15 protein-coding genes are annotated in these 14,125 nt (G+C 62.4%); 11 read left to right on the plus strand and 4 right to left on the minus strand.

What is annotated here, in order from left to right; all coding sequences use genetic code 11:
- Positions 1–203: 203 nt before the first annotated feature.
- Together Q8O96_RS27195 and Q8O96_RS27200 are read left to right on the plus strand one after the other, a co-directional pair.
- A complete protein-coding gene (locus Q8O96_RS27195; protein WP_102863518.1) occupies positions 204–1,790 on the plus strand; it encodes an ABC-F family ATPase in 1,587 nt (528 codons plus the stop codon).
- A gap of 302 nt (positions 1,791–2,092) precedes the next feature.
- Complete coding sequence (locus tag Q8O96_RS27200; protein WP_060839364.1) at positions 2,093–3,280, plus strand: MFS transporter; 1,188 nt, start codon at positions 2,093–2,095, stop codon at positions 3,278–3,280.
- A 1-nt stretch (position 3,281) separates the two neighbouring features.
- Here the strand turns inward: Q8O96_RS27200 and Q8O96_RS27205 are convergent, their stop codons facing one another.
- On the minus strand, positions 3,282–4,319 hold the full coding sequence (locus Q8O96_RS27205; protein WP_102863517.1) for a dienelactone hydrolase: 1,038 nt from the start codon (positions 4,317–4,319) through the stop codon (positions 3,282–3,284).
- 264 nt (positions 4,320–4,583) lie between these two features.
- Complete coding sequence (locus Q8O96_RS27210) at positions 4,584–5,195, minus strand: FMN-dependent NADH-azoreductase (RefSeq protein WP_102863516.1); 612 nt, start codon at positions 5,193–5,195, stop codon at positions 4,584–4,586.
- A gap of 130 nt (positions 5,196–5,325) precedes the next feature.
- On the opposite strand from Q8O96_RS27210, the gene Q8O96_RS27215 reads away from it, so the two are divergent.
- Together Q8O96_RS27215 and Q8O96_RS27220 are read left to right on the plus strand one after the other, a co-directional pair.
- Complete coding sequence (locus Q8O96_RS27215; protein WP_102863515.1) at positions 5,326–6,234, plus strand: LysR substrate-binding domain-containing protein; 909 nt, start codon at positions 5,326–5,328, stop codon at positions 6,232–6,234.
- 11 nt (positions 6,235–6,245) lie between these two features.
- Complete coding sequence (locus tag Q8O96_RS27220) at positions 6,246–6,590, plus strand: MmcQ/YjbR family DNA-binding protein (RefSeq protein ID WP_305949833.1); 345 nt, start codon at positions 6,246–6,248, stop codon at positions 6,588–6,590.
- Here the strand turns inward: Q8O96_RS27220 and Q8O96_RS27225 are convergent.
- Complete coding sequence (locus Q8O96_RS27225) at positions 6,587–7,009, minus strand: DUF1294 domain-containing protein (protein ID WP_115580092.1); 423 nt, start codon at positions 7,007–7,009, stop codon at positions 6,587–6,589. The two genes, Q8O96_RS27220 and Q8O96_RS27225, sit on opposite strands and share 4 nt — an antisense overlap.
- On the minus strand, positions 7,006–7,836 hold the full coding sequence (locus Q8O96_RS27230; protein WP_102863512.1) for an undecaprenyl-diphosphate phosphatase: 831 nt from the start codon (positions 7,834–7,836) through the stop codon (positions 7,006–7,008). The genes Q8O96_RS27225 and Q8O96_RS27230 overlap by 4 nt, the downstream gene beginning before the upstream one ends.
- Positions 7,837–8,131: 295 nt before the next feature.
- Here Q8O96_RS27230 and Q8O96_RS27235 point away from each other — a divergent pair, with 295 nt between their 5' ends.
- From Q8O96_RS27235 to Q8O96_RS27265, 7 genes are all read left to right on the plus strand, one after another.
- Positions 8,132–9,766, plus strand: a complete 1,635-nt coding sequence (locus Q8O96_RS27235; RefSeq protein ID WP_250330631.1) for a methyl-accepting chemotaxis protein — start codon at positions 8,132–8,134, stop codon at positions 9,764–9,766.
- A gap of 88 nt (positions 9,767–9,854) precedes the next feature.
- Positions 9,855–10,418: a nicotinamide riboside transporter PnuC gene (pnuC, locus tag Q8O96_RS27240; RefSeq protein WP_207165895.1), complete on the plus strand. Its 564-nt coding sequence runs from the start codon at positions 9,855–9,857 to the stop codon at positions 10,416–10,418.
- Positions 10,415–10,939, plus strand: coding sequence for an AAA family ATPase (locus Q8O96_RS27245; RefSeq protein ID WP_305949762.1), 525 nt, complete (start codon positions 10,415–10,417; stop codon positions 10,937–10,939). The genes pnuC and Q8O96_RS27245 overlap by 4 nt, the downstream gene beginning before the upstream one ends.
- 334 nt (positions 10,940–11,273) lie before the next feature.
- Positions 11,274–11,726 carry a hypothetical protein gene (locus tag Q8O96_RS27250; protein ID WP_250330558.1) on the plus strand — a complete coding sequence of 151 codons (453 nt, stop codon included), beginning with the start codon at positions 11,274–11,276 and terminating at the stop codon, positions 11,724–11,726.
- Between the two features lies 1 nt (position 11,727).
- Complete coding sequence (locus Q8O96_RS27255) at positions 11,728–12,306, plus strand: adhesin (RefSeq protein ID WP_102863508.1); 579 nt, start codon at positions 11,728–11,730, stop codon at positions 12,304–12,306.
- Positions 12,307–12,369: 63 nt separating this feature from the next.
- Entirely contained in the window at positions 12,370–13,365 is a 996-nt protein-coding gene (locus Q8O96_RS27260; protein WP_305949763.1) for a heme utilization protein, read from the plus strand.
- Positions 13,366–13,429: 64 nt separating this feature from the next.
- The gene (locus Q8O96_RS27265; RefSeq protein ID WP_102863506.1) at positions 13,430–14,110 is read left to right on the plus strand and encodes a C39 family peptidase; all 681 of its coding nucleotides are present in this window, start codon (positions 13,430–13,432) and stop codon (positions 14,108–14,110) included.
- The last annotated feature ends 15 nt before the right edge of the window (positions 14,111–14,125 follow it).

Below are 14,125 nucleotides of genomic sequence, written 5' to 3' on the forward strand. Positions count from 1 at the left end.
GCTCGGTTACATATGCGACAATGCGCACAAATTCCAACATGCACCCCGCACTCTTCGCTCAGCAACCCGGCCCCGTCGCCGGAATGTTGCGCTCGACGTACGCCCGCTGGCTCAGTTCCACACCCAGACCGGCCCGACCTGGAAGGCTCCAGATCGCGCTTCGTGGATTCAAGGCTGGCGCTAAATCATTGGTAGGTAAGTAATTGATCTCCACAGCTAACATCACCATGCAGTTCGGCGCCAAGCCACTGTTCGAGAACGTTTCGGTCAAGTTCAACGGTGGCAACCGTTACGGCCTGATCGGCGCCAACGGTTGCGGCAAGTCGACCTTCATGAAAATCCTCGGTGGCGACCTCGAGCCGTCCGGCGGCCAGGTCATGCTGGAGCCGAACGTGCGCCTGGGTAAACTGCGCCAGGACCAGTTCGCCTACGAAGAATTCACCGTGATCGACACCGTGATCATGGGTCACGAAGAGCTGTGGAAGGTCAAGGCCGAGCGCGACCGCATCTACTCGCTGCCGGAAATGACCGAAGAAGACGGCATGGCCGTGGCCGAGCTGGAAACCGAATTTGCCGAGATGGACGGCTACACCGCCGAATCCCGCGCCGGTGAGCTGCTGCTGGGCCTGGGCATTCCCCTGGAACAGCATTTCGGCCCGATGACCGAAGTCGCTCCAGGCTGGAAACTGCGGGTGCTGCTGGCCCAGGCGCTGTTCTCCGATCCGGAAGTGCTGCTGCTGGACGAACCGACCAACCACCTGGACATCAACACCATCCGCTGGCTGGAAAACATTCTCACGGCGCGTAACAGCACCATGATCATCATTTCCCACGACCGGCACTTCCTCAACAGCGTCTGCACCCACATGGCCGACCTGGACTACGGCGAGCTGCGCCTGTTCCCGGGCAACTACGACGAGTACATGATCGCCGCGACCCAGTCCCGCGAGCAGCTGCTGTCGGACAACGCCAAGAAGAAAGCCCAGATCGCCGAACTGCAGACCTTCGTCAGCCGCTTCTCGGCCAACGCCTCGAAAGCCAAGCAGGCCACTTCCCGGGCCAAGCAGATCGACAAGATCCAGCTGGCCGAAGTCAAGCCGTCGAGCCGGGTCAGCCCGTTCATCCGCTTCGAACAGACCAAGAAGCTGCACCGCCAGGCGGTGACCCTGGAGCGCATGTCCAAGGGTTTCGATGGCAAGACCCTGTTCCAGAACTTCAGCTTCACCGTCGAAGCCGGCGAGCGCGTGGCGATCATCGGCCCCAACGGTATCGGCAAGACCACCCTGCTGCGCACCCTGGTGGGCGAGCTGACCCCGGACGCCGGTACCGTCAAGTGGACTGAAAGCGCGGAAATCGGCTACTACGCCCAGGACCACGCCCATGACTTCGAAGACGACGTCAGCCTGTTCGACTGGATGGGCCAGTGGACCCAGGGCGAGCAGATGATCCGTGGCACCCTGGGCCGCATGCTGTTCTCCAACGACGAGATCCTCAAGTCGGTGAAGGTGATTTCCGGTGGTGAGCAAGGCCGCATGCTGTTCGGCAAGCTGATCCTGCAAAAGCCCAACGTGCTGGTGATGGACGAACCGACCAACCACTTGGACATGGAATCCATCGAGGCCTTGAACCTGGCCCTGGAAAACTACCCGGGCACCCTGATCTTCGTCAGCCACGACCGTGAGTTCGTCTCGTCCCTGGCCACCCGCATCATCGAGTTGAGCCCAAGCGGCGTGACCGACTTCAGCGGCACCTACGACGACTACCTGCGCAGCCAGGGCGTGATGTTCTAAAGCGGCAGCGAGCGTCAAGCGACCAGAAAAGAGCCCCGTCCAGTGTGACGGGGCTTTTTCATTTGGGCCTCGCTGGCCGGTGCAGAAACCTTCGAACCTTGTGCACTATCGATCAGCGTGTTCGCCGGTAAGCCCGCGCTTGCAGGGCTCGCAGCGCCGCTGGGCTTATCGGCGAAGCAGCCTTCAGGCCTTGCACATCAGCGGTCTGCGAGGCGTTGGGGAAAGATAGTTAGCCTGCTTCCTTTTATGATCGCGGCACGCGATGATGCGGCTCTCTAACCGCCGCCCGCGAACGAGCCTTCATGCCCGAGCCACAGACCTCCGCTCAAAGCTCCATGGCGATCACCCTGCAGATCGTCTCCATCGTCTTCTATACCTTTATCGCCTTCCTCTGCATCGGCCTGCCAATCGCCGTGCTGCCGGGCTACGTCCACGAACAGCTGGGCTTCAGCGCGGTGATTGCCGGGCTGACCATCGGCGCGCAATACCTGGCCACCCTGCTCAGCCGGCCCATGGCCGGGCGCATGTCGGACACCGTGGGCACCAAGCGCTCGATCATCTACGGCTTGCTGGGGATTCTCCTCAGCGGGCTTTTGACCCTGATTTCAGTGTGGCTGGAACACTGGCCACTGCTGAGCCTTGCCGTGCTGTTGGGCGCACGCCTGCTGCTGGGCGTGGCCCAGGGCTTGATCGGGGTCGGCACCATCAGCTGGTGCATGGGCCAGGTGGGCGCGGAACACACGGCCCGCTCGATTTCCTGGAACGGCATTGCCTCCTACGGCGCCATTGCCATCGGCGCGCCGTTGGGAGTGGTGATGGTTGAGCAATACGGTTTCACCAGCCTGGGCATCGCCCTGTCGGTTCTGGCGGTGCTGGCCCTGCTGCTGATTCGCAACAAACCCTCGGTGCCGGTGATTCGCGGCGAGCGCCTGCCGTTCTGGGCGGTCTTCGGGCGCATTGCCCCCTTCGGCGCCAGCCTCAGCCTGGCCTCCATCGGCTATGGCACCCTGACCACCTTCATTACCTTGTTCTACCTGAGCCGCGGCTGGACCGGCGCCGCCTATTGCCTGACGGTGTTCGGGGTGTGCTTCATCTGCTCGCGGTTGCTGTTCATCTCCAGCATCAGCCGCTTTGGCGGCTTTCGCTCGGCCATTGCCTGCATGTGCGTCGAGACCCTGGGGCTGACCCTGCTCTGGCTGGCGCCGTCCACGGCCTGGGCGCTGATTGGCGCCGGGCTCACCGGCTTCGGCTTGTCGCTGGTGTACCCGGCGCTGGGGGTGGAAGCCATCAAGCAAGTGCCCAACAGCAGCCGCGGTGCCGGTTTGAGTGCCTATGCGGTGTTTTTCGATCTGGCCCTGGCCATCGCCGGTCCCTTGATGGGCGCGGTGGCCCTGAACCTGGGGTATTCGTGGATTTTCTTCTGCGCCGCCCTGCTCTCGATCACCGGCCTGGGACTGACGCTGCTGCTCAAGCGCCGGGCCGGTGCCTGAGTTACTGGTCGGCAGTCTGCATCCCTGCCCGGCTCGGCCGGCCCAGGGTATGGGTGAAGAACCTGCCGGCCTCGGCAATCAGGTTGCGATGGATATCCTCGCGGTCGACGCCGTCGGCATCGGTGCACAGGGCCGGCATGGCCGCCAACTGCTCGGCGCTGCACGGCGCCATGAACACGAAGTGCCCGGCACCGGCCAGCAGCTTGAAGTCTGGGGCCACGGGCAGCTTGCGCGCCAGGGCCGCGGCATTCTTGTCCAGGGCCACCAGCTGGTCGCCATCGCCGCTGTAGAGCAGCACGGGCACATGCACCCCGGCCAGGGTCTGGCGACCGAATTTCAGGCTCAGGGGCGCCATCAGCATCAGTGCATGCACCCGCGGGTCGGCCACTGGCTGCAGATCCTCGCGGTCGACAATCAGTTCGCCCTGGGTATTGCAGGCATCGCGATCATCGGGACGTTCCTGGCAGTAACGCCGCAGGCGGTCCAGGTCAGGCGTGGCGCCGGACAGGATCAAGGCGGTCTCGCCGCCGGCGGAATAACCGATGACCCCGACCTGATCGGCATTGACGAAGGGCGACAGCATGGGGTCGCCAAGGGTGGCGGTTATGGCTTCGGAAATCTGGATCGGCCGTCCGTAGAGGTTGCTCAAGGTGCCCAGGCGGCTGTGGTCCTTGGAGTTGTCACCGGGATGAATCACCGCCACCACGACAAAACCCTTGCGTGCCAGGGACGTCGCCAGGTCATGCAGGGCCAGGGGTGTACCGGTATTGCCGTGGGACAGCATCAGCATCGGAAAGCGGCCGATGGCGACCTTGGCATCCCGGGATGCGGCGATCTGATACCCCTCGACCAAACTGGGGTGCTCGATGCCGGTGGACGGGTAAAAGGCAATGGCGCGCATCGGCTGCCGGTCCAGGGGATCGAGAAAACTCATTTCATGGAAGCCGACGCTCCAGTGCGGGTGGGGCGCAGGAGCGGCCTGCACTGAAATCGGGCTGCCGAGCAGGTACATCAGTAACACTGCACAAACACGCTTCATCACACGCCCACCTTTGCCGCCGGATCGAGAAAGCCCGTTACCCCTGCCATCCCTTGCTGCCAAGGCCTTGAAGCCAGATTGGCCCATCAATGCGAATGCACCGCCAGGGAGCACGACTCCCGGCCTCGAAAAACCTGCATAACCTGGGCCAGCAACACTGGAAACGCCCACAAAAAAAACTCCGCATTCTGATCACTTCAAGCAGTCATCAGAATACGGAGTCTAGTGGCGCTTGCCGTGCCGGAAAGCGTCTTTACACAAGCCTTACGCCGCGGCGAAAAGCTGCTCGCTGATCTGCGCCTGGGCGTCGCTCATGGCTTTGTTGCGCACGTCTTCACCGTACCCCAGGCCGTGAGCGCGAACGAATTCGATATCGGTGATACCGAGGAAGCCGAACAGCACCTTGAGGTAGTCCTCATGAGCCGCCCCAGTGGCCTGGCCGACGTGCAAGCCGCCGGAGGTGGAGACCACCAAGACCTTCTTGCCGCCGCACAGGCCTTGCGGACCGGCTTCGGTGTAGCGGAAGGTCTGGCCGGCCACGGCGATGCGGTCGATCCAGGCCTTGAGCTGGGTCGGGATGGTGAAGTTGTACATGGGCGCCGCGATCACCAACGCGTCGGCGGCCTGGAATTCGGCCAGGGCCTGGGCGCTGAGTTCGGCTTCGTGCTTTTGCGCCGCATCACGCAGCTCGGCGGCGGTGCCGGCGGCCACCAGGGTCGCAGCGGAGAAGTGGCTGATGGCATCGCCGGCCAGGTCGCGATAGGTCACTGCCAGGTCAGGCTGGGCGGTTTTCCAGGCCTGGACCACGGCGTGGCTCAGTTGGCGGGACGCCGAGTTGTCACCCAGGATGCTGGAATCGATATGCAAGAGTTTCATGTGGGATCTCCAAGTGAGGACCGCCGCTGGGCGATCGGATGCTGGCAATCCTACAGATGAATTCAATAGCTGATTAGTCGGCATAAATGCGATTGTTCGTCCTACCAATAGGACAGTCGAGCCTTTCCCCATGCAAGACCTCAACGATCTCTATTACTTCGCCAAAGTGGTGGAAGCCGGTGGCTTCGCCGCCGCCGGGCGCCAATTGGGCATTCCCAAGTCGCGTCTGTCGCGGCGCATCGCCGAACTGGAGGAGCGCCTCAAGGCCCGGCTGCTGCAGCGCACGACCCGGCAGCTCAAGCTCACCGCCGTGGGCGAGCGCTACCTGCGCCATTGCCAGGCCATGTTGCTGGAAGCGGAGATGGCCGACGAAGCCGTGGCCAGCATGGCCAGCGAGCCCCGGGGACGCCTGCGAGTGTCGAGCCCGGTGGGCCTGGCCCATGAGTTGCTGACGCCACTGGTGAGCAGCTTTCTGGAGAAATACCCGCAGGTGCAGCTGGAGATGCTGTTGCTCAACCGCCGTGTCGACCTGGTGACCGAAGGCATAGATGTGGCCCTGCGAGTACGCGAGCAAGGCGACGAAGACCCTTTGTTGGTCACCCGGCGCCTGCGCCCGGCGCAGACGGCGATGGTCGCCTCCCCGGCCTTCCTGCGGGACAACCCGGTGACCCACCCGCAAGACCTGAGGCACCTGCCCATACTCGGCGCCCTGGAGGCCGACCGGCTGGTACACCTGCGGCTGCTGGATCAACAGGGCAACGCCTGCGACCTGGCCCTGGAAGCGCGCCTGGGCATCGATGACTTCATCGTCCGTCGCGCCTGCGCCCTCGCCGGCCTGGGCTGCACCGTGCTGCCGATGCTGTACTGCGAGGCCGAACTGGCCAGCGGTCAGCTGGTGCAACTGCTCCCCCAGTGGTCACTGCCCGGCGGCTGGCTGCAAGCGGTGTATCCTCACCGCCGGGGTGTGCTGCCGGCCGTGCGGGCCTGGATCGAACACCTGAGTGAATCCTTCGAACGTTGTGGAGAACGTGCCCTGTGAAAGCTGCAACCCTGAATGAAGAGCAAGTGGCGCAATTCTGCCTGGGCCTGCCAGGCGCGCGGGAAGACTACAAATGGGGCGGCGTGCGGGTGCTCTCGATTGCCGGCAACAAGATGTTTGCGTTGCAGAACCTGCGGGGCGAGTCCCTGGCCTTCAAGGTCGACCGGGAACTGTTTCTTGGCCATGTCGACCGTCCGGGCATTGCCCCGGCGCCCTACCTGGCCCGGGCTCACTGGATCATCATGCACAGCCCCTACCCGCTGGGGGCCGTTGAACTCAAGGCCCTGCTGCAAGCGTCCCATCAATTGGTGGTGAGCAAGCTGCCCAAGCGCACCCAGGTCGGCCTGCTGCTCTAGAACAGGCTCAGCAGGCCGCTTTCCAGGAACAACCGATCAATCCAATAGACCTGATGCAAGGCCACGATCAGCCAGAACAGCGTCTGATAGGACACCTTGCGGGTCTTGTGCCGCAACAGTTGCTGAGCCAGCAAGGCACCGGGCCAGCCACCGGCCAGCTCCAGAGCGTGCAGGACCTTCTCCGGCGTGCGCTGCCCCTGGGCCCTGGCCCGGCGCTTATCGTGCCAGTACAGCAGGAAGGTCAACAGGCTGACGGCGCCATAGGCAACCAGGGGGATGATCGAGATTGCTCGCCACCACAGGGATAACGAGCCGAACAACGGCAGTGCGCACAGCAGGCCCCCTACCAGCAACTTGAGCTTCAGATTGTGGATGTGCGCGCCACTGCCGGCGCGCGGTTCGCTGCGGCCCGTCGTCACGGCTTAACTGCCGTCCAGTCGACCCAACCGAACTGCCAGGTCGCCAGGATCAGCAGGCCGAAGGCAATGCGATACCAGGCAAACGCCGCATAGCTGTGGCTGGCAATGAACTTCAGCAAGCCCTTGACCGCGATCATGGCAAAGATGAAGGCCGTGACGAAGCCGATGGCGAACACCGGAAAATCAGCCGGCTGGAACAGGTCGCGGTACTTGTAGCCGGAGTACACCGCGGCCCCCACCATGGTGGGCATCGCCAGGAAGAACGAGAACTCGGTGGCGGTCTTGCGCGACAGGCCGAACAGCAGCCCGCCAATGATGGTCGAGCCGGAACGCGAGGTCCCCGGGATCATTGCCAGGCATTGGGCGCAACCGACCTTGAGCGCGTCCTTCCAGGTAATGTCGTCCACCGTCTCGGCATGTACCTGATGCTGCCGGCGCTCGGCCCACAACATGATGATGCCGCCAACCACCAGGGCCGAAGCCACGGTGATGGGGTTGAACAGGTAAGCGTGAATCAGGTCGGCGAAGATCACCCCCAGCACCACCGCTGGCAGGAAAGCGATCAGCAGGTTGACGGTGAAGCGCTGGGCCTTGGGTTGGGTGGGCAAGCCCAGCACCACATCGAAGATCTTGCGCCGAAATTCCCAGACAACCGCAAGAATCGCCCCCAGTTGAATGATGATGTTGAAGGCCATCGCCCGCTCGCCCCCGAAGTCGAGCAAGTCGGCGACGATGATCTGGTGCCCGGTACTGCTGATGGGTAAAAACTCGGTCAGGCCTTCGACAATCCCAAGTATCAATGCCTGCGCGGCGGTCCAAAAATCCATCAATCCCCCATAAGGCGATGCTCCAGGCATGCCTCTTTTTTAAGTATTCAAAGCCATTGCTGCGACGAGCGTAGCCGAGTTTTCGGCGCCCATAAGATCAACACAAACCTATGAAAATTCTGTGAAAAATTCAGAAAGGTTCAGGTTTTGCGTGAAGGCGCCGAAATCCTAACAGACAGGCGCAAAATGCGCCTGTGGTGTTATTGGACTTCCGTAGGGTTGGCGCTCGAAGGCAGGCGTGCTTGGATGCTCACGGCCTTTTATGACAAGAACAAGAATCTGGAGTGACCGGATGATGAATAGCTTACGCAAGATGTCCATCAGTCAGCGTTTGTGGCTGATCCTGATCGTGGCGGTGCTGACCCTGGTGACCCTGGGCGTGATGATGCTCAAGCAGATTCATGGCGACCTGTACCAGGCCAAGGCGCAGAAGACCCAGCACGTGGTGCAGACCGCCGCCGGCGTGCTCACTTACTACCAGGGCCTGGAAGCCGCCGGCAGCATGAGCCGCGAACAGGCGCAGAAACAGGCGCTGCAGGTGATTCGCGGGCTGCGCTACAACCAGAACGACTACTTCTGGATCAACGATCTGACGCCGGTCATGATCATGCACCCGGCCAACCCCAAGCTCGACGGACAGAACCTGGCGGCAGTCAAGGACCCGGACGGCTTCGAAGTGTTCAACGAAATGGTGGCCCTGGCCAAGTCCAAGGGCGCCGGCATGGTGGACTACCGCTGGCCCAAGCCCGGGGCCGAGCAGCCGGTGCAGAAGACCTCCTATATCCAGCTGTTCCAGCCCTGGGGCTGGATCATCGGCTCCGGGATCTACATCGATGACCTGCAACAGGAGTTCTATGCCCAGGTACTGCGGGCCTCCTCTGTCGGCCTGGTGATTGCCCTGCTGATGGCGGGCCTGGTGGTGCTGATCGTGCGCAGCATCGTCAGCCCGCTGCGCGAGACCGTTCACGCCATGGCCAATATCGCCAGCGGCGAAAGCGACCTGACCCGCAGCCTGGATACCCATGGCCAGGATGAAGTCACCGAGCTGGCCCGACACTTCAACGGTTTCACCGCCAAATTGCGTGGGGTCGTGACGCAGTTGCAGACCAGCGCCGCGGCCCTGGAACAGTCCTCCAGCGAGCTGGGCAGCAATGCCGCCGAGGCCCAGGAGCGCAGCCAGCAACAGTCCCAGCAGATGGAACAGGTGGCCGCAGCCATCAGTCAGGTCACCAGTGGCGTTCAGGATGTTGCGAAGAATGCCGAGCACGCCGCCAGTGAAGTGCGCGAGGCCGAAGCCCAGGCCCAGCAAGGCCAGGTCAATATCGACGGCAGCCTGCAGCAGATCGATCAGCTGTCGAGCACCATCGATCAGGCGGTGGAAGTGATTCGCACCCTGGCGGCAGAAAGCACTCAGATCGGCACCGTACTGGAAGTGATCCGCTCCATTGCCGAACAGACCAACCTGCTGGCCCTGAACGCCGCCATCGAGGCGGCCCGGGCCGGGGAACAGGGTCGCGGCTTTGCCGTGGTGGCCGACGAGGTGCGCCTGCTGGCCCAGCGCACCCAGCAATCGACCGCAGAAATCCAGGGCATGATCGAGCGCTTGCAGAATCACTCGGAAGCGGCGGTCAAGGTGATTGGCGACAGCAGCCGCGCGTCGCAGTTGACCATCGAGCAGGCGGGCCTGGCCGGTACCAGCCTCAATGCCATCGGCCAGGCACTGCGGACCCTCAACGGCCTGAACGCCTCGATTGCCAGCGCCACCCTTCAACAGGCCCATGTGGTGGAAGACATCAACCACAACGTCGGCCAGGCGGCAGGCCTGTCCCAGGGCACCGCTCTGGCGGCCCAGCACTCCAGCGCCGCCAGCCGCCACCTCAAGGAGCTGTCGGAACAGCTCAATGGCCTGCTGCGTCAGTTCCGCGTCTGAGTCACTTCAGGGTCTGGGCCCCGGGCTGACGCCTAAGGCCCAGACTGGGTACAATCCGCCCCCTCCTCCACTTCCCCAAGGAACCGCCATGTCCGGGCTTGAACTGTTTGCCGCTGCGCTAGGCGTCATCGCCGTCTGGCTGACGGTTAAACAGAATCCCTGGTGCTGGCCCATCGGCCTGGTCATGGTGTTGCTCTACAGCTGGATCTTCTACGAGGTCAAGCTCTATTCCGACATGCTGTTGCAGGTGGTCTACGCCGTGCTGCAGCTCTATGGCTGGTGGCAGTGGACCCGTGGCGGCGACCAGCATCAGGGGCGCCCGGTCAGCCAGTTGCAGCCCGTCGGCTTGCTCCAGGGCCTGGCCCTCGGCGCACTGGGCAGCCTGATGCTGGGAGCGGCCATGGCTCACTGGACCGATGCCGCGCAACCCTGGCTCGACGCCGCCCTGACCGCCTTCAGCCTGGTAGCCCAATGGTGGATGGCGCAGAAGCGCGTGCAATGCTGGCCGCTGTGGATCGCCGTGGATGTGATCTTCGTGGGTCTGTTCATCTACAAGGAGCTGTACCTGACCGCGGCCCTGTACGCCCTGTTCACCCTGCTGGCGGTCCAGGGCTGGCGCACCTGGCGCGCCGACCCGGCGTTGCAGCCGTGAAGGTACTGGTGCTGACCGGCCCCGAGTCCAGTGGCAAAAGCTGGCTGGCGACCGAGCTGCAAGCGCACTTCGGCGGCATCCAGGTGGGTGAGTACGTGCGCCACTTCATCGAGCAGGAGTGCCGCGATACCTGCCTGGCGGACATCCCCGAGATCGCCCGTGGCCAGTTGGCCTGGGAAGACCAGGCCCGGGCCCGGCAACCCGCCCTGCTGATTCTCGACACCCACCTACTGAGCAACCTGCTGTGGAGCCGGACCCTGTTCGGCGACTGCCCGCCGTGGCTGGAAACCCAGTTGCTGGCCCGGCATTACCACCTGCACCTGCTGCTGTCCCCGGAAGATGTGGCCTGGAGCGACGACGGTCAGCGCTGCCAGCCGCAACTGGCGCAGCGTCAGGCTTTCTTCGACGCCACACAGCAGTGGCTGGACCTGCACGCGCAGCCTTATCGGGTCATTCGCGGCGATTGGCAGGAGCGCCGGCAGCAAGCCTTCGCCCTGGTTCGGCAACTGCTGCTGGACTGATCCCGCCGCAGGTGCGCGCCACCCCGCAGAGTGTCCATTCCTGAAACACTCCCCTGGCGATCAGGCCGCCATTTTCGGGGGCGGCGCCCACTGTCGGCGAAACTGTTGCGCCACTGATACACCCCCGCAGCAACCCTTGTTCCAGAGCATTGTCCCGCTTATGGCCAATGGCCGTCGGTGGCGCCTGTCTCAATCCTGAAACACCTGCTGCGCCCTTTCCCCCCAGCATTTTCCCAACCCATTGATTCTTCGCAAGAAATCAAAAGCGGCACGGCTTCTGCTCTCTCCCTCTCAACGCTGACTAGGGCCAGCACTGAGAAGAAGGAATACCGCCGTGGGGACTCTGAACAAAAGTTTCACCCGCCTACTGCTGATCGGTTGTGCCGTCAGCGCGGTGTCCAGTCTTCCGGTTCTGGCGGCGGGCAATGGCGAGATCATCATCCAGCGCACCTTACAGGCACAGCCCATTGGCCGTGCGCCTCTGCAGAAAGACCCCAATCCGGTTTCGGTCAATACCAACCCTTCGGCGTTGGTCAATCAGATGACCGGCAATGAAATGACCGATGGCGATTTCGCCGGCATCAGGACTGGCGCGCTGATCCGCGGCACCGTGCTGTCCGGCAACAGCGGTGTACCGGGGATGAATGTCCTGAGCAATAGCAATGGCCATGGCCTGCCAGGCATGGCAGTGGGTCATGGTGGCGGTGCCGGGGCCAGTATTTCCGGCTCGATCAATCGGAGCATCAACACCGGCATGGCTCCCTTGAAAAATATCGGGGGCCAATAAGATGAATCACTCAGTCCTGTTCCTTGCCTTGCTCGCCTGCTCCGGGGCCATGGCCGACTCCGCCAATCAAGCCGCCGCCACCTCCAGCATCCAGAACTCCGGCACCGGCTACACAGGCAACTTCAACGTCAACCAGGCCGCCGGCGACCAGCAACAACAGACCAACGTGCGGGCCATTGCCATCGGCACCAACGCCACGGCCACCACCAGCGTCAACCAACGCATCACCACGCCAGCCGACCGCTCGGTCAATACCAGTAGCACCATCGGCGGCAACTCTTTCAGCAACGGCAGCGGCGCACTGGGCGTGAACCAGTCGGCCGGGGCCAACAACCAGATGGCCAATGCCCTGCGGATCAGCATCAGCGCCAATCCGCAAAGCATTGACGACAGCGCCCTGTCCCAACAGAACGTGGCGCTGTTACCAAACTCGGGAGCAACTGGCGCTCAACAAGGCAGCCGCCAGGTCGTTACCAGCGACCAGGCCTTCACCGGCAGCCGTGGAGTGATTCAGGTGAACCAGAGTGCCGGGGTGGGGAACCGAATGGCTAACACCCTGAGCATACGGGTCGCAGATTGACCCCTCGTAGTGCAATTAGAAAGTACCAACACTTAACCAACTAATAAGCACCGGAGAAACACCATGAAACCTACAATGGCTCTCAAACCACTGGTTTTCGCACTGGCCGCAGTCATGGCAATGGCCGCCCAGGCAGGTGGAAATAACAACGGTCACAACGGCGGTCATGGCAATGGCCATGACGATCATGATAGAGGTCCAGACCTCGGCACTCTGCTGCAAATCACCGCCGGGGCCGGTGCTGCAGTGATCGACGTGCAGACCAGCACCTCCAACGTGGTGAAAAACCAGGGCACCAACAACAACGCCAAGATGGACAGCTCCCTCAACAACTCCAACGGCAACATGGGCGCCAACGTCGCCGCCGGTGACGGCAACCAACAAGACAACGCCGCTGCTCTGGCAACCGCTGACGAAAGCTTCATCTTCGGCAGCGCCGTGGCGGCTTCCAGCGCCACCCAGATCAATAGCAACAACCATGTGAAAAACTCTTCGACACAGAACAACGCTGTGTTGAACAACTCCGGCAACAACGGTTCCGGCAACATCGGCATCAACGTCACCGCCGGCAACTTCAACCAACAGAAAAACAACCTGGCCATCGCCGTGTCCGGCGGCCGCGTGGCAACCGCAGCAGCGGCGGCCAACCAGTCCTCGACCAATCTGGTCGTAGACAACAAAGGCGTCCAGGCCTACAAAAAAGACACCCTCTCGGGCGGCTTCGTGGCCTACGGCACCTATAAAGGCACCGGCAGCGGCAAGATCGAAGGCGACGATCATCACGGCGGCGGCTATGGCAACAACAACCGCGGTGGTGGCCACGACAACGACGATCAAAAATTCACCTTCAAGGAACAAGGCACCATCGAACTGGCTGGCTACTGGACCCAGCAAGTGCTGACCAAAGACGGCTGGAAAAACCCAGTGGTCAACAACGCCAGCATGACCAACTCGATGAACGGCTTCTCCGGCAACGGTGGCGCCAACGTCTCGGCCGGTGTGGGCAACCAACAAAGCAACTCGCTGTCCATCGCCGCTGGCTGCAAAGCCTGCATGTAATCGCGATCGTAACGAAAGCCCCGGAAACGGGGCTTTTCCACAGTCCGACTCAGGCGTAACGATCATGCGTACTGCGATCCTCTCCCTCCTGCTGTGTCTCTGTGTTCCCGTTGAGGCTGCGCAGATGGCCGTCGCCGGCCTGCCCGGTGGCAACCTGATCTTCAAACAGGTGCAGAGCGTGCGTGAACGCAAGTTCAGCGACATCGTCGAGCAGAAGACCGACTTCAGTTGCGGCGCCGCCGCGCTGGCGACCGTTCTGCGCCAGGCCTACTGGCTTGATGTCGATGAGGAGCACGTCATCAAGGGCATGCTGGTCAATTCGGATCAGAATCTGGTCCGCACCCAGGGCTTCTCCATGCTCGATATGAAGCGCTACGTGGAAAGCATCGGCATGCGCGCCCGAGGCTACCGGATTCCGCCCGACAAGCTCGAAGCGGTGACCATTCCGGTGGTGGTACTGATGGACATTCGCGGCTACAAGCACTTCGTGGTGATGCAGCGCGCCCAGAAAGGCTGGGTCTACATCGGTGATCCGGTGTTGGGTCACAAGCGTTACACCCATGAAGATTTCGTCAAAGGCTGGAATGGAATCGTGTTCGCCATCATCGGTCCCGGCTACGACAAGACCAACGCCTTGCTCGACCCGCCTGCCCCGCTGACCGCGAAAAACAAGCTCGATGGATTCTACCCGGTCAAAGACTCGGACCTGATGGACTTCGGTTTCATTCAGAGCGACTTCTTCTAGGAGCCCGAACAATCA

This window comes from Pseudomonas sp. LPH60 (assembly GCF_030718165.1).
GTDB lineage: Bacteria > Pseudomonadota > Gammaproteobacteria > Pseudomonadales > Pseudomonadaceae > Aquipseudomonas > Aquipseudomonas danubii.

Coding starts and splice junctions, on each gene's coding strand:
- Q8O96_RS27200 (WP_060839364.1), top strand. CDS start 2,093: ATGCCCGAGCCACAGACCTCCGCTCAAAGCTCCATGGCGATCACCCTG.
- Q8O96_RS27205 (WP_102863517.1), bottom strand. CDS start 4,319: ATGAAGCGTGTTTGTGCAGTGTTACTGATGTACCTGCTCGGCAGCCCG.
- Q8O96_RS27210 (WP_102863516.1), bottom strand. CDS start 5,195: ATGAAACTCTTGCATATCGATTCCAGCATCCTGGGTGACAACTCGGCG.
- Q8O96_RS27215 (WP_102863515.1), top strand. CDS start 5,326: ATGCAAGACCTCAACGATCTCTATTACTTCGCCAAAGTGGTGGAAGCC.
- Q8O96_RS27230 (WP_102863512.1), bottom strand. CDS start 7,836: ATGGATTTTTGGACCGCCGCGCAGGCATTGATACTTGGGATTGTCGAA.
- Q8O96_RS27235 (WP_250330631.1), top strand. CDS start 8,132: ATGAATAGCTTACGCAAGATGTCCATCAGTCAGCGTTTGTGGCTGATC.
- pnuC (WP_207165895.1), top strand. CDS start 9,855: ATGTCCGGGCTTGAACTGTTTGCCGCTGCGCTAGGCGTCATCGCCGTC.
- Q8O96_RS27255 (WP_102863508.1), top strand. CDS start 11,728: ATGAATCACTCAGTCCTGTTCCTTGCCTTGCTCGCCTGCTCCGGGGCC.
- Q8O96_RS27260 (WP_305949763.1), top strand. CDS start 12,370: ATGAAACCTACAATGGCTCTCAAACCACTGGTTTTCGCACTGGCCGCA.
- Q8O96_RS27265 (WP_102863506.1), top strand. CDS start 13,430: ATGCGTACTGCGATCCTCTCCCTCCTGCTGTGTCTCTGTGTTCCCGTT.